This is a genomic window from uncultured Parasphingopyxis sp. (assembly GCF_937129435.1).
GTDB lineage: Bacteria > Pseudomonadota > Alphaproteobacteria > Sphingomonadales > Sphingomonadaceae > Parasphingopyxis.
Map to the genome: position 1 here is coordinate 34,669 of NZ_CAKZNF010000083.1, position 19,093 is coordinate 53,761.

A 19,093-nucleotide genomic window follows, 5' to 3' on the forward strand; every position below is an offset into this window, starting at 1 on the left:
CCGGCTCTATCGCGGTGTCCGGGCCGGTGGCAAATCGGAAAGCATGTGCAGCGCCGTCTGGTTCGCGATCGCAATCTCCGCATAGTGCCTCGTGATCAGCCCGGCTGCCTCCAGTGCCGCCAAATGGCCGTTGACCGATTTTCGCGAGAGTCCGGTCATTTCGGCAAGGTCCTCCTGCCTGATCCGCAGCCGCCCGTTCTCGGCGAGCTGCCCGATCCGGGCGGCGACGCGCTGGCGCGGCGGCAGGGCGAGCGTCTGCGCCGCGATCCGCGTCACCGTTGTCAGCTGTTCGTAGACGAGGCCGCTCACGGCCCGCCACAGATCGGGTTCATCGGCAGCGATCCGTTCCAGCGCGGGCTCGCCGATGACAAGGACGCGCGCGGCATAGTTGGCGCGCGTCGTCAGGATGCGCGGTCCGCCGCCCGTCCGCCGCGTCTGTCCGATGATCGAGCCGCGCCGCGCAAAGCCGATCAGCACATCCCGATCCGCATCGAGCGCAACCTCGAGCCGCAGCGCGCCTTCGATGACAGCCTCCAGCCCGGCTTCGGGATCGCCCTGACTGTGCACCCATTGACCGGGTTCGAGCGTCACGACCGTGCCTGCGCCGACGATCCGGCGCCCCAGGCGTTCGGGCAGTCCGCCGAACCAGCGGTTCCGGCCCAGTATGGAAAGGATGGCGTCGATATTTGTCACGATCGTTACATTCTAACGATCGCGAATCGCTTATGACAAGGCGGATAAGAGGGAAGAGAATGCAGACCATGGCGACCGCCGCGATCGAACACGCAATGACGCTCACGCCGATGAGCGAGCATATCGGGACGAGGATAGAGGGCGTCGACCTGCGTCATCTGGACGATGGCGATTTCGCCGCGATCCGGCAGGCGGTATTCGAACGCGGCGTCGTCTATGTTCCCGGCCAGCAGCTGACCGAAGAGGAACATATCGCCTTCGCCCGGTGCTGGGGCGGGATCGACGTCAACGCCTATTTCCCGGCCAATGGCGGCTATCCCGAAATCGCCGAGGTGCGGAAATCGGAAAATCAGAAGACCAATATCGGCGGCGGCTGGCACACCGATCACAGCTACGACCAGGTGCCGGCGATGGGATCGATCCTGATCGCGCGCGAGACGCCCCCGGCGGGTGGCGACACGCTGTTCGCGTCGATGGGCGCGGTGTTCGATTCGCTCTCGGACGGGCTAAAAAACACGTTGCGCGGGCTGCGCGCCGTGCACTCGGCAGATCATATCTACAAGGCCGATGGCCTCTACGCGCAGACCGATCAGGGCGCGGATCTGAAGGGGCACGACATCCGCACGCTCGCCAACCACCCCGTCGTGATCCGCCATCCGAAGACGGGCCGCGAAATATTGTACGTCAATCCGGGCTTCACGCTCAATTTCGAAGGCTGGACGCGCGAGGAAAGCCTCCCGCTGCTCAAGCATCTCTATGGAGTTGCCGAACGTGAGGAATTCCATTGCCGGGTGCAGTGGCAGCCGGGTAGCGTCGCGATCTGGGATAACCGCTCGACCTGGCACTATGCGATGAACGACTATCACGGCCATCGCCGCCTGATGCACCGCATCACGCTTTCGGGGGAGGCATTGGAATAGGGTGTCGTCCGGCGCTTCGACTCGTCCCTGTATGCGAGAATTAATTTCCCCATTAGAAGATCGTTAACGCTTCTGGGTAAATGTCCTCGGCGAAGAAATTCATTCTTTTCAGGGTGTCGTGGATGATTCGCCGTGCAGCTAAGCGCCGACTTCGGGAAATCGTTAATGGAGAATCGATACCGCCTGTAAACCGGGTCAAGTCGATAATTCCCCTAAGACAAGGGGGAAGCCGGTGTCACTGCTCAGCCGATGGAAATCGCTGCGTTCCGATCAAAAGGGGAGCGTACTCATCATATCGAGTCTGACCATGCCGATTCTGATCGGCGTGGTCGGCCTTGCGACCGATACGATCCAATGGACGCTCGACAAGCGGCAGCTGCAGCGCAGCGCCGATTCCGCGGCGCTCGCGGGTGCGATGGCCTTGGCACAGGATCACGATGCCGAGGCGAGCGCCAATGACAGTGTCGGCCGAACCAACAGCCTGACATTGACCGAAACGCCCGTGGTCGAATGGCCACCCACGGCCGGTGGCTATTCGGGCAACTCGAATTCGGTTCGCGTGGTGCTACGCACGCGCCGTAACCTGCCCTTCTCCTCCATGTTCCTCTCGCAGGCGCCGCTGATCGAGGTCAGTGCGACCGCCCAGGTGATCTCGAATGGCAACTATTGCGTGATCGCGCTCGAACAAGGAACCGAAACCGGCGTAACGATCACCGGCAATTCCACCATCGATCTGAACTGCGGCATGTTCGCCAACTCGGCGGCCGGCGCCGCGGTTTCGGCCGGCGGTTCGGCGACGATCCGCTCGACCCCGGTGGGTGCGGTCGGCGGCATTCCGGCCAGCGATTCCTACAAGCAGCCCACTACACTGCTCCCCTATTCCATTCCGCAAGAGGATCCTTTTGCACATTTGGAAGATCCCGACGTCTCCGGCTGCTCACCCAAATTGACGGTCCAGCCGAGCCAAACGCGCACAATCTCGCCCGGCTGCTATCGCGGCATGGACCTCAAGGGCACGGTAACGCTCGAACCGGGTGTGTACTATATTGATGGCGGATCGTTGTCTTTCGGCTCTCAGGCGCATGTCACCGGCGACGGCGTGACATTCGTCTTGACCAGTGAAAATGCCGACTTCAATCCGTCCTCGGTTGCCACGCTCGACATGAACGGCGGCGCGGAAATCAACATTTCGGCACCCGATAGCGGCACCTATCAGGGTGTGCTGATTTTTCAGGACCGCCGCGCGCAACTGAACACGGTCAATCGCATCAACGGCAACAGCGATTCGATTCTCCAGGGCGCCTTTTACTTCCCGCGCCAGATTCTGGAGTTCAACGGCACGTCGGGCATGACGACCGATTGTATTCAGTTGGTTGGATCGCGGGTCAATTTCTCGGGCAACAGCACGATCAGCAATATCTGCCCGACCAACGGTTCTTCGGCGTTCCGCGGCACCGTCGTCAGGCTGGTCGAGTAGCGCCATGGACGTCGGGCAGTTTCTTCGTTCGCTGCGCGACGACGCGCGAGGCGCCTCGGTGATCGAGCTGGCGCTCGTCGGCCCGTTGCTCGCCTATCTCTTCATGGGTGTGGTCGATGCCTCCAACGGCGTCGCGCGCAAGCATCAGCTGGAACAGTCGGCGCAGCGGGCGGTCGAAATGGCGACATCCTATGGGACGGCCGGGTCGGATTTTTCGCGGATCGACGACGAAGCCGCGAGCGCGGCCGGCGTCCCCGTGAGCCAGGTGACCTTCGACCAATGGCTCGAATGCGATGGCGTGCGTCAACAGACCTTCTACGATGTCTGCGATCCCGACGAGCCCTTCGCCCGCTATGTTTCGGTTGAAGTGACCGACGATTTCGTGCCGACCTTTCCCTATGGTCCGATCGGAACGCTTGCCGGCGTCAACGATGAGGGCGTCGTGCCGATCACGGTCGATGCACAGGTTCGGATCCAGTGACGGCCATTCTCGCTCGCCTTGGCAGGGACCGGCGCGGTTCGGTGGGTGTGGAAACCACGCTCACCCTGCCCGTGCTGATCGTGCTGATTTTCGGCATCATCCAGGTTTCGAACCTGCTCTGGGCGCAGGCGAGCCTTTCCAACGCGGTCGGCCAGGCGGCCCGGTACGCGACGATCTATCCTTCGCCGAGTGATTCCCAGATCGAAGCCTATGCGCGCTCTTCGCAATTGGGCATCGATGCAGAGCGGGTGCACGACGTCAGCGTCGATCGCGGAACGGCCAGTGGGCGCAATTATGTCGAGATCAGCATGTCCTACAGCGCGCCTACCACGTTGATATTCTTCGAAGGGCCGGACGTGACGCTGACGCACCAGCGTCGCGCCTATACCCATTGACGGGGATTATGCGGCCTAACCGGCCACGGGCGGCGCGGCGAAGGTTTCGAAACGGATGACCCCGTTGCCGCAGCGCAGCTCGTCAAGTTGTGCGAACCGGCCGACAAACTTTACGCAATCCGGGCTGACGGTCAGGCGAAAGCGTTTCCCGTCAAGTTGTTGCAAATACGCAACCGCTCGGAAAACTGTCGTATCGGGATATTTAGATGCCATGACGGAGAAATGGGCCGCAGATGTTAATAATCGGTGATCCCGCCGCACAACAAATATTTAATTAACCATTTTGGCCGTTCCGGTGCTCAATGTGTGCGGCAACGAGACAATTGGCTCTATCGAGATTTAGCATTTGCCTGATCTGGCACGATCTGTTTAGTTCCCGTTAAGTAATTGCCGGAGCAGGGCTATGGACCAGTCGGGATTGGGAAACGCGAGAGGAGGCGTCACCGAGGCGTTCCCTGACGTTTCTTCCGACGAGGGCCTTCAGGACCGCCTCGCTCCCGCCTTTCCGCCTTCGCCACTCTTCGATCTCGGCCAGTTGAGCGTCGATTGGGAGGAGAAGACCGGTACGCTCTGGACTTTCATGACGCCCGAGGGGCGCCCCAGCTTCAACCGTGGCATGCTCCGCGATTTCGAAACCTGGCAGTCGGAGATTTCACGGCTCTTCGGCAATGGCTCGCACGATCTTCGATATCTCGTGCTCGGATCGCGCTTTCCCGGCGTCTGGAATTTCGGCGGAGACCTGGGGCTTTTCGCCAAGTTCATCCGCAACAGCGATCGCCAGTCGCTGGTCGATTACGGACGGGTCTGCGTCAATATCCTTCATCGCAACATGAACTCGCTGGGTCTGCCCATGGTCACGATCGGCCTGGTGCAGGGGCAGGCGCTGGGCGGGGGCTTCGAGGCCCTGCTGTCTTTCAACGTGATCATCGCCGAACGCAGTGCGAAATTCGGCCTGCCGGAAATCGCCTTCGGGCTGTTTCCCGGTATGGGCGCGCATGCGCTACTGATCCGGCAACTGGGACAGGCGCGTGCCGAGCGGCTGATCCTGAGCGGCAATACCTATAGCGCCGAAGAGTTGCACGATATGGGGCTGGTCGACATGGTCGTCGACGATGGCGAAGGGGTCTCGGCCGTCGAGGACTTTATCCGCGTCAACAGCCGCAAGCATGCGGGCAGCTGCGCCGTCTACAAGGCCAGTCGCGAAGTGTCGCCGGTCTCGCTCGACGAACTCAACCGGATCGTCGAGATCTGGGCGGATACGGCGCTCAAGTTGCAGGAAAAGGATCTGCGGCTGATGGAGCGGCTGGTCGCGGCGCAATCCAAATTGTCTCAGAGCATCAGCGTAGATTGACGATCTTGTCGGGTGCGGGCGGTCCGCGCTCTTCCGCCAGCTTGGCCAACACCTTGTCGGCGGTCATCGGCTTGGCGAAATAATAGCCCTGGATGCGGTTGCAGCCGGCATCGCGAACGCGTTCGAGCTGTTCGCTCGTTTCCACGCCCTCGGCGACGGTGTTCACCTCCAGCGAGCGCGCGAGGCTGACGACGGCGCGAATGATCTTTTGATCGGTCGGGCTGCTGGCGATGTTGTTGATGAACGACTTGTCGATCTTGATCGTGTCGAAATCCCAGCTGCGCAGATAGGTGAGCGAAGAGAAGCCGGTGCCGAAATCGTCGAGGCACAGCCGCAGGCCCATTTTCTGCAGCTGGCGCAACAGCGAATTGGTCTGCGGACTCTTGTCGAGGAGCACCGATTCGGTGATCTCGAGCTCAAGCCGGCGGGCGACCATGCCGGTGTTCACCAGCGTTTCGATGATCGTGATCGGCAGGTTGGCCTGTTTCAGTAGCGCCGGCGAGATGTTGACCGAGACGTTCACGTCTTCGGGCCATTGCGCGGCCGCTTCGCAAGCCTTGCGAAGCACCCATTGGGTGATGTCGCCGATCAGGCCGGCGCTTTCGGCGATCGGAATGAAAACGGCGGGGCTGATCGTGCCGAGTTCGGGATGACTCCATCGCAGCAACGATTCGCAGCTGCGCGTTTCGCCCGTCTGTGCGTCGACGATCGGCTGGAAGAGCAGTTCGAACTCGTCGCGATGCAGGGCTTCCTGAAGCCCCGATTCGATCTGCCGGTGCATAAGGAAATCCTCGTGCATGAACGGTTCGAAACAGCACAGGCGGCGGCCGCCGCCATTCTTCGCGTGATAGAGCGCGATATCGGCGTTCTTGAGCATAAGGTCGCTCTGGCGCCCGTGATCCGGGGCGACGGCGACGCCCAGTGATGCCGCAACCTCGATCGCGTTGTCGTTGACGCTGACCGGCTGGGAGATCGACGCCAGGATTTCCTCGGCCAGCGCTTCGGCCGCTTCGATCGATGCAACCGGCGCCATGATCACGAATTCGTCACCACCGAAGCGCGCGAGCCAACCCCGTTCGCTGATCACCGCCTTCACGCGTTGCGCGGTCACGATCAGAACCTTGTCGCCGGCCAGATGGCCGAGCGTGTCGTTGATCGCCTTGAAATTGTCGAGGTCCATCCAGATCACGGCCAGCTTGTCTTCGCCGTCCTCCAGCCCGTCCACAAGTTCGCCGAGACGCATTTGCATCGCGAGCCTGTTGTCGAGACCCGTCAGCATGTCGCTGCGGGCCATTTTCTCGAAGCGCGAGGCGACCTCGACCTGTTCCTGCTTGGTTTCGAGTGCGGAGGACACGACCTCATAGGTCTGCAGGCTGATGTCGATGATTCCGATCACGAAGAGCAGCAGCAGCACGGCAAAGAGGTTCGCGAATGTGCCGCCTTCTACGAACAGTGCGGCCGACATGGGCAGCATGGAAAGGCAAAGCTGGCCCAGTGCGATCATCGGCCGCCCGGCATTGCGGGCCGCAACGCCAGCCGCATAGCCGATCGTCGTGGTCGTCACCATCAGGATGGCCAGCGGATCCTGCGTCGTCCGCAATGTGATGAAGGTCAACGCGCCGAGCAAGGAGGCGTAGAGCCAGGCACCCAGTTCGTACAGCGTTTCCCAATGGCGTCGGGTGGTATCGCTATGCCCGCCGTCGAGCTTGGCATAGGCAAGCGCAACGCCGATCCGCATCACACCGACCACATGAATCACGATCGAACAGGCGAACATCGCGAGCGAGCCGGTGATATGCGCGACCGAAGCCGCGACCGCGCTGCAGGTCAGCGCGCCGATGATCAGCGAAGCGGGCGAGGCGAAGAGCGTGTCGACGAGCGCCGTGCGCACCTCGCGTGCCAGCGACCCTTCCGAAGCCGCCAGATGCCGGATCTTGGTGCCGAGCAGGGCCATCAGCCGACCAGCCTGTGTTCCCACTTCGTGCCGACGATCTCGAGCGTCTTTTCGAAGGGCATGGGCTTGCCGAACAGATAGCCTTGCAGGAGATCGCAGCCAAGGTCGCGCATCCGGTTGAAATCCTCGGCGGTTTCGATGCCTTCCGCCGTGATCGAGAGGCGGAAGCTGTTGGCGAGCATCACGATGGCCTTGATGATCGACACCGTCTCGTCGCGCGTCGCAGCATCGCGCACGAAGCTGTGGTCGATCTTCAATTTGTGAAAGACCGCCTTGTTGAGATAGCCGAGCGAGGAATAGCCGGTGCCGAAATCGTCGAGCGCGATACCGACGCCGATGCCGCGCAGGCGTTTGAGGACGTCGAGCGAATTGCCGGCGCTGCTCATGAACACCGACTCGGTTACTTCGACCTCGAGCTTGGTCGGCGCGATCCGGGCCAGTTTCAGCGCGTTCGAAACGGCATTGGGCAGGGCCGGGACGACGAGCTGCAGCGGCGATACGTTGACGGCGACGGTGATATCCTCGGGCCAGTTCGCGGCATCGAGGCAGGCGCGTTTCAGCACCCATTCGCCCATTTCCTCGATCAATCCGCTTTCCTCGGCGATCGGAATGAAGCTGGCCGGAGAGACGAAGCCGCGTGTCGGGTGGTTCCAGCGCAGCAGGGCTTCGAAGCCTTCCACCCTCTGCGTGCGTGACGACACCAGCGGCTGATACATCAGCGAGAACTGGTCGCTGCCGATGGCCTGGCGCATATCGTGCTCGAGCCGGACGCGATCCTCTGCCTCGACCTGCATCTGGGGTTCGAAGCTGCAAAAAGTTCCCCGGCCGCGCGCCTTGGCATGATAGAGGGCGAGATCGGCCTTGCGGACCAGATCGTCGACATTGACGCCGTCGATCGGGCCGAAGGCGCAACCGATGCTCAGGCCGATCCGGATCTGGATATTGTCGATGACATAGGGCTGGCCGATGATCTGTATGAGCCTGTTGGCGAGGTCTTCGATGCCCAGCCGGCTCGAAGCATCCTCGACCACCACGGCGAACTCGTCGCCGCCGATGCGGCCGACGGTCGCCTTCGATCCGATCGCGTCCTTCAGGCGGCGCGAAACGGTCTTGAGGACCGCATCGCCCTTGGGATGACCGAATGTATCGTTGACCGGCTTGAAACCGTCGAGGTCGAGAAACAGGATTGCGCAGGGAACGCTGTTCGCCTTGCCGCGCTCCAGCGCTTCGCCGAGGATCGTCCGGACATGAGCGCGGTTCGGCAGGCCGGTCAGAACGTCCATATTGGCCAGCCGCTGCAAGCGCTGGTGCGAGCTCTTGGATTCGGTGATATCGAGCCCGACGCCGCGGAAACCGGCGAACTCGCCGTCCTTGTCGGTGATCGGGCTGCCCGAGAGCGTGACCCAGCGGACGACCTTCTGGCCTTCGATCTTCATTTCATATTTGTCGAACCGCTTCTTGCGCGACAGAATCTGGCCCAGCTTCTCGGGATCGTCCAGGATCTGTGGCAGCGAATGGCCAAGCAGCTGATAGGTGCCCTGACCCATCAATTCGCCCATGCGCGGCGAGACGTAGGTCAGTTGGAACTGGGCATCGACCTGCCACAGCCAGCCGGCGCCCCGGTCTTCATATTCCTGCAGCAGCGATCCGATATCGGCGCGCTTTGCGGCCAACACGGCGGTGCGGTGGATTTGCCGATGCCAGAATCGCGCGAGCAGGAGAAAGCCGGCAAGACTGGTCGCGGCGACAGCGCCAAGAACTGCGGTTTCGACATAGACGGCGCTTTCGGCCGTCATCCAGATCGCGAAGCCGAAGCCGCCGGTGAGCACGGTGATCCATGCGATCACCGCTGCGGGGATGACGGCGACGGAAATGCCGCTGACGATCATCACCACGACGATCAGTCCACCGGCCAGGGTCAGGCTGACCGGTACCCCGTTTAGCGTCGCGTAAACGGGCATCGAGATCCAGATCGCCGCGCGCAGGAAATTGTCCAGAACCGCCAGCTGAATCTTGGAGGCGGGTTGTTCGTCATCGCGGCGGATCTGCGTCGTGTTGGCGAGCCAGCGGACGGACATGTAGGTCGCCCCGATGACGAGCGCGAGCCAGCTCAGCAGCGCCGGCATCGGCATGATCGGCCAGGCGAGGAGGACGAAGACGGCGGCGCAGACGACCTGAGTGGCGCCCGAATAGAGTGAAAAACCGGCCAGAATGTTGAGCTGCGCCGTGCGGACCTCGCCGACGGGTGCATGCCGTTCCTCGATGCGATGCGCAGGCGCGCGCACGTCGTTGTCACGACGCCCTCGCAGATTTCCGGCCGATTTGGGCAGTGTCGGCATATGACCCTTTGCTTCAGACGCGTCCGTTCAAAGAGCCTGATAGGCACAATGCTTTGACGCTTGGTTAAAATCGCCTTTGCGCTGAACCACTTGTTAAGAACGATTCAAGCGCCGTTCAGCGCCGATTGCGAAAATGCGTGCAGTCACTAGATTGACCTCATGGCGATCGCGCAAATAGCCGCGATACAATCATATTTTTGGGAGAGCCCTTTCATGAAACGTGTCCTTTTCACCGCGGCGAGCGGACTTGCCATGTCGCTGTCGATGCCTGCGGCCGTGAATGCGCAGGAGGCCGAGATGACGACGAATGGCGAAATGACGAGCGCCGAGACAAATCCGCTGCTTGCCGAGTGGACCGGACCCTTTGAGGGCGTTCCGCCCTGGGACCAGATGGCGCCCGAATATTTCCCCGGCGCGTTCGAGGCGGCGATGGAAGAGATGCGTGCCGAGGTGCAGGCGGTGATCGACAATCCCGAGCCGGCGACGTTCGACAACACTAACCGGCCGATGGAATTGATCGGTGAAACGATGGGCCGCGTCCAGGCGATGTTCGGCGTCGCCGTCAGCAATATCAGCAACGACGAATATCGCGCTGTTCAGGCAGAATGGGCACCCCGGCTCGCCGCCTTCTACCAGCAACTCTATCTTCAGCCCGAATTGATCGAGCGTTATCGCACCGTTTACGAGAATCTCGATGAGAGCGACCTGACCGACGAGCAGCGCCGTCTGGCCACGCGCGACTATGAGCAGCTACAGCGCAACGGTGCGCTGCTCGAAGGCGAGGATCGCGAACGACTGAGCGAGATCACCCAGGAATTGGCGAGTCTTTACAGCGAGTTCAGCAACAAGGTGCTCGCCGATGAAGAGACCTATATCCTGCTCGACAGCGAAGACGATCTGGCGGGACTTCCTGACAGCTTCGTCAGCACGCTGCGCGGCGCGGCGGAGGAACGCGAGGTCGAGGGCTGGGCCGTCGTCAACACGCGCTCCTATATGCAGCCTTTCCTGCAGAATTCGACGCGGCGCGACCTGCGCGAACAGGTCTATAACGCGTACATCAATCGTGGCGATAATGGCGATGAAAACGACACCAACGCCACGATCGCGCAGATCCTGCAGCTTCGCGCCGAACGCGCCGCGCTGCTCGGCTTCGAAACGCACGCCCATTGGCGGATGGCCGACACCATGGCCCAGACGCCGGAAAATGCCGAAGACCTGATGATGCGGGTCTGGCCGGCAGCGGTCGCCCGCGTCGAGCAGGAGGTCGCCGACATGCAGGCGATCGCCGATCGCGAGGGCGCGGGCATCACGATCGAGCCCTGGGACTATCGCTTCTATGCCGAAAAGGTGCGTCAGGATCGCTATTCGATCGACGAGAGCGAGATCACGCCTTATTTCCAGCTGGAAAACATGATCGAGGCGATGTTCTGGGCTGCGGGCCAGCTCTACGATCTCGAGTTTACGGAAAACACGGGTGACGTCCCCGTCTTCCAGGAGGATGTGCGTACCTTCGTCGTGACGGACAGCCGCGACGGATCCAATGTCGGGCTATTCTATCTCGACAACTACGCACGTACGGGCAAGCGCTCGGGCGCCTGGATGACGACCTATCGCAGCCAGCAGACGCTGGGCGGCGAGCAGAACGTCCTTGCCTCGAACAACAACAATTTCACCGAGCCGGCCGCGGGCGAAGTAGCACTGATCAGCCTCGACGATGCGAGCACGCTGTTCCACGAATTCGGCCATGGCATCCATTACCTGTTGCAGGACGTCTATTATCCGGGCCTGTCGGGTACGCCGCGCGACTTCGTCGAATATCCGAGTCAGGTGAACGAGAACTGGTTGCTGACGCGGGCGATCCTCGATCGTTTTGCCACGCACTATGAGACCGGTGAACCGATGCCGCAGGCACTCGTCGACCGGATCGAGGAATCGAGCACCTTCAACGAAGGCTTCGCCACGGTCGAATATCTGTCGAGCGCGATCGTCGACATGCGGCTGCACAATCGCACCGAGCCGGTAACCGATGTCGATGCGTTCGAGCGCGAGACGCTGGCCGAAATCGGAATGCCCGAGGAGATCGTGATGCGGCACCGGCTGCCGCAGTTCAATCACCTCTTCTCGTCGGACGCCTATTCGGCCGGCTATTATAGCTATCTCTGGTCGGAAACGATGGACGCCGACACTTGGGAAGCGTTCGAGGAAACCGGCGATGTGTGGAACCGCGAAGTGGCCGACCGCTTCCGCGAATATCTGCTGTCGACCGGCAACGAGACCGACCGAGCCGAGGCCTATCGCCAGTTCCGCGGTCGCGACCCGGACGTCGATGCGCTGCTGAGGAAGCGCGGCTTCCCGGTGCCGGCGGAAGGCGACACGACCGACTGATCGCGTCGGATCGACAGGAAGAAGGGCGGGCCTCGGCTCGCCCTTTTTGTTAGGCGCTAGCGTGTCGCGGTGAGCAGCGGGCCGCTTTCGGAGAACAGCGTCAGCGTGCCATCTTCGGCGATTTCGAAGCTGATGGTTTGCCGGAACGCGTCGAACAGACGCGATTCCCATTGCATTCTCGGGCCGGGGCACGCCATGCGGGTGCTCGAAACGGCACCGATGGTCAGGCCATCGGACAGCTCGTAGCTGCCGCGATAGCGGTTGCAGCCGCCGACGCCGAAAATCCCGCCTTCGCCGTCGAAGCGGATCGACTGCTCGACACCTTCGGGAACGGCTTCGCCGCCGATGTTCGCGACCGTGAATTCGCCGTCGCGCATCACTTCCTCGGTAGTGCCGCCGCAGCCTTCGAAATAGCTGTCGGCGAGAATGATCCGCACCGTCTTCGGAAAAGGCAGGCCCGCCATCGAGTCGCTGCAATGCCGGTCCTCGACCAGCATCATCAGCGCGCGGCCTTGCGCGTTTTGCGGCGGCACGTCGCCTCCGACCGCCGATATCGGACCCGTCAGCAACGTGCCGTCACGCACCGGCCGTTCGCTTTCGCGTGCCGCCGTCGCGGTGAAGACGCCCAGATGTTCGAATTCGATGGTGTCGGCGCTAATGGTAGCGGACCAGAAGGGTTCGTTGCCTCTTGCGCTGAATCCGTCCCAGCGGTCGGGCGCTGCTTCGGTCGCCTCGTCATGATGATCGGCCGAAGCGGTTGCGGGCAGGGTGAGGAGCGAGGCGGCGATGATGGCGGCAAATGCGTGTTTCATGGGCTTCCGATACCGCAAAAGGGCGACCGCGTCATCCTTGCTGCCGCAGGAACCTATCGCGGTCTCGTGTAATTATATTATAAGCGTCGCGACCAACGATTCGCCCCGGCGCCTGACGGGGCAGAGAAGAGGGACTGCATGGCAGCCGACGAACCGCGCCGGAATCTTCCGCCGCTCCAATTGCACATTCCCGAGCCCAAATTCCGGCCCGGGGACGAAGCGGATTTTTCGGACATCGAAGTCCCGCCCGCGGGAGAGACGCCGCGCCCCGACACCGCCGCACCGCATGACGCCATGCGCGGCCATGCCTATGGTCTCGTCCGTGTGCTCGACGACGACCACAAGGCGGTCGGGCCCTGGGATCCCAAGCTCGACGCCGATACGCTCCGGAAGATGCTGCGCGCGATGGCGCTGACCCGGGCGTACGACCAGCGCATGTTCCGTGCCCAGCGGCAGGGCAAGACGAGCTTCTACATGAAGTGCACGGGCGAGGAGGCGGTCGCGATCGCCGCAACCTTCGCGCTCGACCGCGACGACATGACTTTCCCCAGCTACCGCCAGCAGGGAATCCTGATCGCGCGCGACTGGTCGCTCGTCGACATGATGAACCAGGTCTATTCGAACAAGAAGGACCGGCTGAAGGGCCGCCAGCTTCCGATCATGTATTCGACCAAGCAGGGCGCCTTCTTCTCGATCTCGGGCAATCTCGCGACGCAATTCCCGCAGGCCGTGGGTTGGGCGATGGCGTCAGCGGCCAAGGGCGACACGCGGATCGCGGCGACCTGGACCGGTGAAGGGTCGAGCGCCGAGGGCGACTTCCATTCGGCCTGCACCTTCGCCGCCGTCTACAAGGCGCCCGTCATCATGAACGTCGTCAACAACCAATGGGCGATCAGCTCGTTCAGCGGCTTTGCCGGCGCCGAGCAGACGACCTTTGCCGCGCGCGCCGTCGGCTATGGCATCGCCGGTCTGCGCGTCGATGGCAACGACGCGCTCGCCGTCTATGCGGCGACGCAATGGGCGGCCGAGCGCGCGCGCACGAATAACGGCCCGACGCTGATCGAGCATTTCACCTATCGCGCCGAAGGTCATTCGACCTCGGACGATCCCTCGCAATACCGCTCCGCCGACGAGGCCGCCGAATGGCCGCTCGGCGATCCGATCGCGCGGCTCAAGAACCACCTGATCGGCCTTGGCGAATGGACCGAGGAAAAGCAGGAAGCGATGGACCAGGAGGTTGCCGAACAGGTCAAAACGGCGGCGAAACAGGCGGAGAAGAATGGCATTCTCGGCCACGGCCTGCACCACCCGCTCGAAACCATGTTCGAAGAAGTATTCGAGGAAATGCCTTGGCACCTGCGCGAACAGGAAGAAGAGATGCTCGCCGAAAACCGCGCGGCCAACAATGTGGCGAAGACGCGATGAGCGAGGAAAACAAGCCCCAGGAAACCAAACCCAAAAACATGATCCAGGCGATCAACAGCGCCATGGATGTGGCGATGGATCGCGATCCGAATGTCTGCGTGTTCGGCGAGGATGTCGGATATTATGGCGGGGTTTTCCGCGCCACCGCCGGGCTGCAGGAAAAATACGGCAAGACCCGCGCCTTCGACACGCCGATCAACGAATGCGGCATTATCGGCGTGGCGGTCGGCATGGCGACCTATGGCCTGCGGCCCGTCGCCGAAATCCAGTTTGCCGATTATATCTATCCCGGCCTCGACCAGATCGTGTCCGAAGCGGCACGGCTGCGCTATCGCTCGGCCGGCGAGTTCACCGTGCCGATGGTGATCCGCTCGCCCTTTGGCGGCGGGATTTTCGGCGGGCAGACGCACAGCCAGTCGCCCGAAAGTATCTTCACCCATATCTGCGGCATCAAGACGGTGATCCCCTCGACGCCATACGACGCCAAGGGCCTGCTGATCGCCGCGATCGAGGACCCCGATCCGGTCGTCTTCTTCGAGCCCAAGCGCATCTATAACGGCCCGTTCGACGGCCATTATGACGAGCCCGTCCAGCCCTGGTCGAAGCACCCCGCCAGCGCAGTGCCCGACGAGCATTATGTTATCCCGCTCGGCAAGGCGAACACGCTGCGCGAAGGCAATGACGTGACGCTGCTCGTCTACGGCACCATGGTGCATGTCGCCCTGCGCGCCGTCGAGGAACTGGGCGTCGATGCCGATGTCATCGATCTGCGGACATTGCTGCCGCTCGATATCGAGGCGATCGAGAATTCGGTGAAGAAGACCGGGCGCTGCGTCATCATGCACGAGGCGACGCGGACATCGGGCTTCGGCGCCGAACTCGCGGCGCTGGTGCAGGAACGCTGTTTCTATCATCTCGAAGCGCCGGTGCAGCGCGTGACGGGTTACGACACGCCCTATCCGCACAGCCTCGAATGGGCCTATTTCCCCGGCCCCGTGCGCACCCGCCTCGCCCTCGAACGCGTCATGGAGGACGTCAGTGGCCAAGTTTAAGTTCAAGCTCCCCGATATCGGCGAAGGCATCGCCGAGGCCGAAATCGTCGCCTGGCACGTTAAGGTCGGCGACGAGGTCGAAGAGGATCAGGGCATCGCCGACATGATGACCGACAAGGCCACGGTCGAGATGGAAAGCCCGGTTGCCGGCAAGATCGTCGAGCTGAACGGCGAAGAGGGCGACATGCTCGCCATCGGATCGGTGCTGGCGGTGATCGAGACCGACGAAATTCCCGACGAGGAGGAGGAAGAACCGTCCGCCGCCGCCGCTCGCCTGTCCGAGGAACGGGCGCGCGAGAAGGCCGAGGAAAAGGTGGTGGAATCGGTGAAGGCGCAGTCCGAAGAGCAGTCGGACGAGCCCGAACCCGCGCCTGAGCCGGCCGCCGAACCCACGCCGCAGCCGGCGCAGGAAGCCAAGGCGGACCACAAGGTCCTCGCCTCGCCGGCCGTGCGCAAGCGCGCCGCCGACCTCGGCATCGACCTTGCCGATGTGACGCCGCATGGCGACCGCGTCCGTCATTCGGATCTCGACCAGTATCTGACTTACAATGCCGGCTATCATGCGCCCGGTCGTTCGGCGAAACGCGAGGACGAGACGGTCAAGGTCATCGGCCTCCGCCGCCGGATCGCGGAGAATATGGCCGCGTCCAAGCGCCACATCCCGCACTTCACCTATGTCGAAGAAATCGACGTTACCGAGCTCGAAGACATGCGCGGCGATCTCAACGCGGATCGAGGCGACCGGCCCAAGCTGACGGTGCTTCCCTTCATCATCGCGGCGATCTGCAAGACGCTGCCCGACTTTCCCATGATCAATGCCACCTATGACGATGAGGGCGGCGTGGTGACGCGGCACGGCGCGGTGCATCTCGGCATGGCGACGCAGACCGATACCGGCCTGATCGTCCCCGTGATCCGCGACGCGCAGGACAAGAATGTCTGGCAGCTCGCCAACGAGATCAACCGGCTCGCCGAGGCGGCGCGCACCGGCAAGGCGAAGTCGGAAGAGCTGTCCGGCGGCACGCTGACGATCACGTCACTGGGCCCGCTCGGCGGCATTGCCACGACGCCCGTCATCAACCGGCCCGAGGTCGCCATCATCGGCCCGAACAAGATCGTCGAACGCCCGGCGATCGCCGACGGCGAACTCGTCATCGCCAAGCAGATGAACCTGTCGATCAGCTGCGACCACCGCGTCGTCGACGGCTATGATGCCGCAAGCTACGTCCAGGCGCTCAAAAAGGTGCTGGAGACGCCGGTGTTGATTTTGGCGGAGTAGCGCCGGTAGCCCTATTCCCCCAGCACAGCTGGCTCCCATAGCTGGATCGGATTGCCTTCGGGATCGCTCAAACGCGCGAAGCGGCCGTTGGGGTAGGTTTCGGGATCGACCTCGACTTCGATATCGGCGGCGCGGAGCTGGGCGACCATCGCGTCGAGATCGTCGACGCGCAGGTTGAGCATCCATTGCTGGCCCGGGTCGCCGAAATAGCCGGTGTTCGCCGAGAACACGCCGAAGACGGTCGGCCCGGCCTCCTGCATCCACGGCTCTTCCTCATAGGTTTCGGGCGTCCGTGTGATGCCGAGATGCGCCTCATACCAGGCGGCCAGCATCGCCGGGTCTTCGGCGCGGAAGAAGAAGCCGCCGATACCGGCGACCGCCTGCCGTTCTGCCGCCACCTCTTGCGCGGCCAGCGGCGATGCCAAGGCCGTAATCGCCAGTGCCGCCATAACCCGTCCGATCATTCCGCCCTCCTCGTCCGTCCCTCAGGGGACAGAATAGCAGAGAAGGCCTTTGCAGCAATCGCGCCGATTGTCGGGATGAAAAAGGGCCGGCGCGCCCGTGAACGTGCCGTCCCGTGCAGGTTGACGTGATATCCGTAGGCGCGGCAGGACCATGTCATGAGCGAAAAGACGCCACCGCCCAAGCCGGCCCAAGACGCGGCGGACACGAAATTGTCGGTCTCGGGCGGGATGGCCGACTGGCTGCTCTCGAACAAGGCGGGCCTGGCCTTTACCTCCTACCAGACGGGGCAGCTCTTCCTCGTCGGCGTCACGCCGGAGGGGAGGCTTTCGTTCAACCAGCAGAATTTCCAGCGCGCCATGGGGGTTAGCTATCAACCGGGCCGCCTGTATCTCGGCAGCCGGTTCCAGATCTGGCGGCTGGAAAACATGCTGCAGCCCGGCCAGCTCGGCAACAACCGGTTCGATATGGTGCTGGTGCCGCGCAACGCTCAGACGGTCGGCGATGTCGACGTGCACGAGGTCGGGATTCTCGAGGGCGGGCATGTGGTGTTCGTGAACACGAAATATAACTGTCTGGCGCAGCTCGATCTGGTCCACAGTTTCAAGCCGATCTGGAAACCGCCTTTCATTTCGAAGATCGTCGGCGAGGACCGGTGCCATCTGAACGGTCTCGCGATGGATGCCGGCAAGCCTCGTTTCGTCACCGCCGTCAGCTGCTCCGACACGGCCAATGGCTGGCGCGAACGGCGCGACGAAGGCGGGGTGCTGATCGAGGTCGAGACCGGGCGGATCGTGACCGATCGGCTTTCGATGCCGCACAGCCCGCGGGTTCATGGCGGGCAGGTCTATGCCCTCGATTCAGGGCGCGGGCAGTTGATCCGGATCGACCCGGAAGGCGGTGCGCGCACCGATATCGCCTTTTGTCCCGGCTTCCTGCGCGGCCTTTCGATCCATAACGGCCACGCGATGGTGACAATATCGAAGCCGCGCGACGGCAGTTTTAGCGGACTGGCGCTCGATGGCGAACTGGAAAGGCGCGACAGCGACCATTGGTGCGGCGTGTTGATGGTCGATCTCGAAAAGGGCGACATCGTCGAATGGATCAGGCTGGACGGCCATATCGTAGAGCTGTTCGATGTCGCGGCCATGCCGGGCGTACGTTGCCCGATGTCGATCGGGCCCGACACAGTCGAAATCCGCAACACGCATAGCTTTCCGGCCAGCCTTGATGACACGGCTTCGGCTGCGGACAACGCAGCTTGATATCGGGGGACGGCAAGCTTCGTCCGGCGGGCGGACCGGCCGGGCGCCGGCTCGGTCTTGCGGCCGCGACCGCGCTCGTCATGGGAAACATGATCGGCTCGGGCGTCTTCCTGCTGCCCGCCAGTCTCGCGCCCTTTGGCTGGAATGCCGTGCTGGGCTGGCTGGTGACCATTGCGGGCACGCTCGTACTGGTGCTGTCAGTCTAACCGCAACTCGTCTCCGATTGGCGCACCTGTGCCTGGATGGTGGGTGCTTCAAGCGATGAGTGATTGCCACTCGGCCAGGGCGGCCGAGCGGTAGGTCTTGTAAGTTTGTCGGTCGAGGAGATGGCGCTGGGCGTTAAAGTGGTTGTGGACGTTGGCGTGGACCGAGGCGAACTTCTGTAGCGACTTCATCTGCCTGAACCTCAGCATCGCTCGTTCGCGTCTTCGGAAGGGAAGGTGCGAGTTCTCAACCCTGTTGTTCGCCCAGCGGCCGATCTCCTGTTTGTCGCTGTTGCCGAGGTCGGTCATTGCGGCCTTGTAGGAGCGAAGCCCGTCGGTCGTGATAGCCTCGGGCTGTCCGTGGCGTTTGAGCGCCTTCTTCATGAAGGTCAGCGCCGCCTTCTTGTCCCTCGTTTTCGAGACGAGGCTCTCGAGGACCTCGCCCTCCTGGTCGACCGCGCGCCACAGATAGACCATCTCGCCATTGAGCTTCACGTACATCTCGTCGAGATGCCAGCGCCACTGGCGGAAGCCTTTCATTCGAGAAACCCGCTGCCTTCTGATATCGGCTGCGAACAGCGGACCGAAGCGGTTCCACCA

At 62.5% G+C, this 19,093-nt stretch carries 17 protein-coding genes; 11 read left to right on the top strand and 6 right to left on the bottom strand.

Annotated features, from left to right (window positions below; genetic code table 11):
* Positions 1 to 6 precede the first annotated feature (6 nt).
* On the bottom strand, positions 7 to 693 hold the full coding sequence (locus tag Q0139_RS13350) for a Crp/Fnr family transcriptional regulator (protein WP_298022913.1): 687 nt from the start codon (positions 691 to 693) through the stop codon (positions 7 to 9).
* A gap of 59 nt (positions 694 to 752) precedes the next feature.
* Between Q0139_RS13350 and Q0139_RS13355 the strand changes: the two genes are divergently transcribed.
* The 5 genes from Q0139_RS13355 to Q0139_RS13375 all read left to right on the top strand — a co-directional run bounded on the left by Q0139_RS13355 (position 753) and on the right by Q0139_RS13375 (position 5,317).
* On the top strand, positions 753 to 1,613 hold the full coding sequence (locus Q0139_RS13355; protein ID WP_298022916.1) for a TauD/TfdA family dioxygenase: 861 nt from the start codon (positions 753 to 755) through the stop codon (positions 1,611 to 1,613).
* Positions 1,614 to 1,845: 232 nt separating this feature from the next.
* Entirely contained in the window at positions 1,846 to 3,090 is a 1,245-nt protein-coding gene (locus Q0139_RS13360; RefSeq protein ID WP_298022919.1) for a pilus assembly protein TadG-related protein, read from the top strand.
* Between the two features lie 4 nt (positions 3,091 to 3,094).
* The gene (locus Q0139_RS13365) at positions 3,095 to 3,571 is read left to right on the top strand and encodes a TadE/TadG family type IV pilus assembly protein (protein WP_298022922.1); all 477 of its coding nucleotides are present in this window, start codon (positions 3,095 to 3,097) and stop codon (positions 3,569 to 3,571) included.
* Entirely contained in the window at positions 3,568 to 3,966 is a 399-nt protein-coding gene (locus Q0139_RS13370) for a TadE/TadG family type IV pilus assembly protein (protein ID WP_298022925.1), read from the top strand. Before Q0139_RS13365 ends, Q0139_RS13370 begins: the two co-directional genes overlap by 4 nt.
* A gap of 403 nt (positions 3,967 to 4,369) precedes the next feature.
* The gene (locus Q0139_RS13375; protein ID WP_298022927.1) at positions 4,370 to 5,317 is read left to right on the top strand and encodes a crotonase/enoyl-CoA hydratase family protein; all 948 of its coding nucleotides are present in this window, start codon (positions 4,370 to 4,372) and stop codon (positions 5,315 to 5,317) included.
* On the opposite strand, the gene Q0139_RS13380 is transcribed toward Q0139_RS13375, so the two are convergent.
* Positions 5,304 to 7,271 carry an EAL domain-containing protein gene (locus tag Q0139_RS13380; RefSeq protein ID WP_298022930.1) on the bottom strand — a complete coding sequence of 656 codons (1,968 nt, stop codon included), beginning with the start codon at positions 7,269 to 7,271 and terminating at the stop codon, positions 5,304 to 5,306. The two genes, Q0139_RS13375 and Q0139_RS13380, sit on opposite strands and share 14 nt — an antisense overlap.
* Positions 7,271 to 9,610 carry a bifunctional diguanylate cyclase/phosphodiesterase gene (locus Q0139_RS13385; protein WP_298022933.1) on the bottom strand — a complete coding sequence of 780 codons (2,340 nt, stop codon included), beginning with the start codon at positions 9,608 to 9,610 and terminating at the stop codon, positions 7,271 to 7,273. The genes Q0139_RS13380 and Q0139_RS13385 overlap by 1 nt, the downstream gene beginning before the upstream one ends.
* 213 nt (positions 9,611 to 9,823) lie before the next feature.
* On the opposite strand from Q0139_RS13385, the gene Q0139_RS13390 reads away from it, so the two are divergent.
* Positions 9,824 to 11,995 (top strand): M3 family metallopeptidase, encoded by a 2,172-nt coding sequence (locus tag Q0139_RS13390; RefSeq protein ID WP_298022936.1) that lies wholly within the window; start codon positions 9,824 to 9,826, stop codon positions 11,993 to 11,995.
* 56 nt (positions 11,996 to 12,051) lie between these two features.
* Here Q0139_RS13390 and Q0139_RS13395 read toward each other — a convergent pair whose 3' ends face one another.
* Complete coding sequence (locus Q0139_RS13395; protein ID WP_298022941.1) at positions 12,052 to 12,807, bottom strand: META domain-containing protein; 756 nt, start codon at positions 12,805 to 12,807, stop codon at positions 12,052 to 12,054.
* Between the two features lie 138 nt (positions 12,808 to 12,945).
* Between Q0139_RS13395 and Q0139_RS13400 the strand changes: the two genes are divergently transcribed.
* From Q0139_RS13400 to Q0139_RS13410, 3 genes are read left to right on the top strand one after another with little or no spacing between them, the layout of a single operon-like run.
* Positions 12,946 to 14,232 (top strand): 3-methyl-2-oxobutanoate dehydrogenase (2-methylpropanoyl-transferring) subunit alpha, encoded by a 1,287-nt coding sequence (locus Q0139_RS13400; RefSeq protein ID WP_298022944.1) that lies wholly within the window; start codon positions 12,946 to 12,948, stop codon positions 14,230 to 14,232.
* Positions 14,229 to 15,284 carry an alpha-ketoacid dehydrogenase subunit beta gene (locus Q0139_RS13405; RefSeq protein ID WP_298022947.1) on the top strand — a complete coding sequence of 352 codons (1,056 nt, stop codon included), beginning with the start codon at positions 14,229 to 14,231 and terminating at the stop codon, positions 15,282 to 15,284. Before Q0139_RS13400 ends, Q0139_RS13405 begins: the two co-directional genes overlap by 4 nt.
* Entirely contained in the window at positions 15,271 to 16,563 is a 1,293-nt protein-coding gene (locus Q0139_RS13410) for a dihydrolipoamide acetyltransferase family protein (protein ID WP_298022950.1), read from the top strand. The genes Q0139_RS13405 and Q0139_RS13410 overlap by 14 nt, the downstream gene beginning before the upstream one ends.
* A gap of 11 nt (positions 16,564 to 16,574) precedes the next feature.
* On the opposite strand, the gene Q0139_RS13415 is transcribed toward Q0139_RS13410, so the two are convergent.
* Positions 16,575 to 17,027 carry a VOC family protein gene (locus Q0139_RS13415; protein WP_298022953.1) on the bottom strand — a complete coding sequence of 151 codons (453 nt, stop codon included), beginning with the start codon at positions 17,025 to 17,027 and terminating at the stop codon, positions 16,575 to 16,577.
* Positions 17,028 to 17,183: 156 nt separating this feature from the next.
* Between Q0139_RS13415 and Q0139_RS13420 the strand changes: the two genes are divergently transcribed.
* Together Q0139_RS13420 and Q0139_RS13425 are read left to right on the top strand one after the other, a co-directional pair.
* Positions 17,184 to 18,290 (top strand): TIGR03032 family protein, encoded by a 1,107-nt coding sequence (locus Q0139_RS13420; RefSeq protein ID WP_298022956.1) that lies wholly within the window; start codon positions 17,184 to 17,186, stop codon positions 18,288 to 18,290.
* Complete coding sequence (locus Q0139_RS13425; protein ID WP_298022971.1) at positions 18,287 to 18,496, top strand: hypothetical protein; 210 nt, start codon at positions 18,287 to 18,289, stop codon at positions 18,494 to 18,496. The genes Q0139_RS13420 and Q0139_RS13425 overlap by 4 nt, the downstream gene beginning before the upstream one ends.
* A 48-nt stretch (positions 18,497 to 18,544) precedes the next feature.
* Here the strand turns inward: Q0139_RS13425 and Q0139_RS13430 are convergent.
* Positions 18,545 to 19,093 (bottom strand): IS6 family transposase (locus tag Q0139_RS13430; protein ID WP_298022959.1); only part of this gene is annotated, 549 nt, incomplete at its 5' end.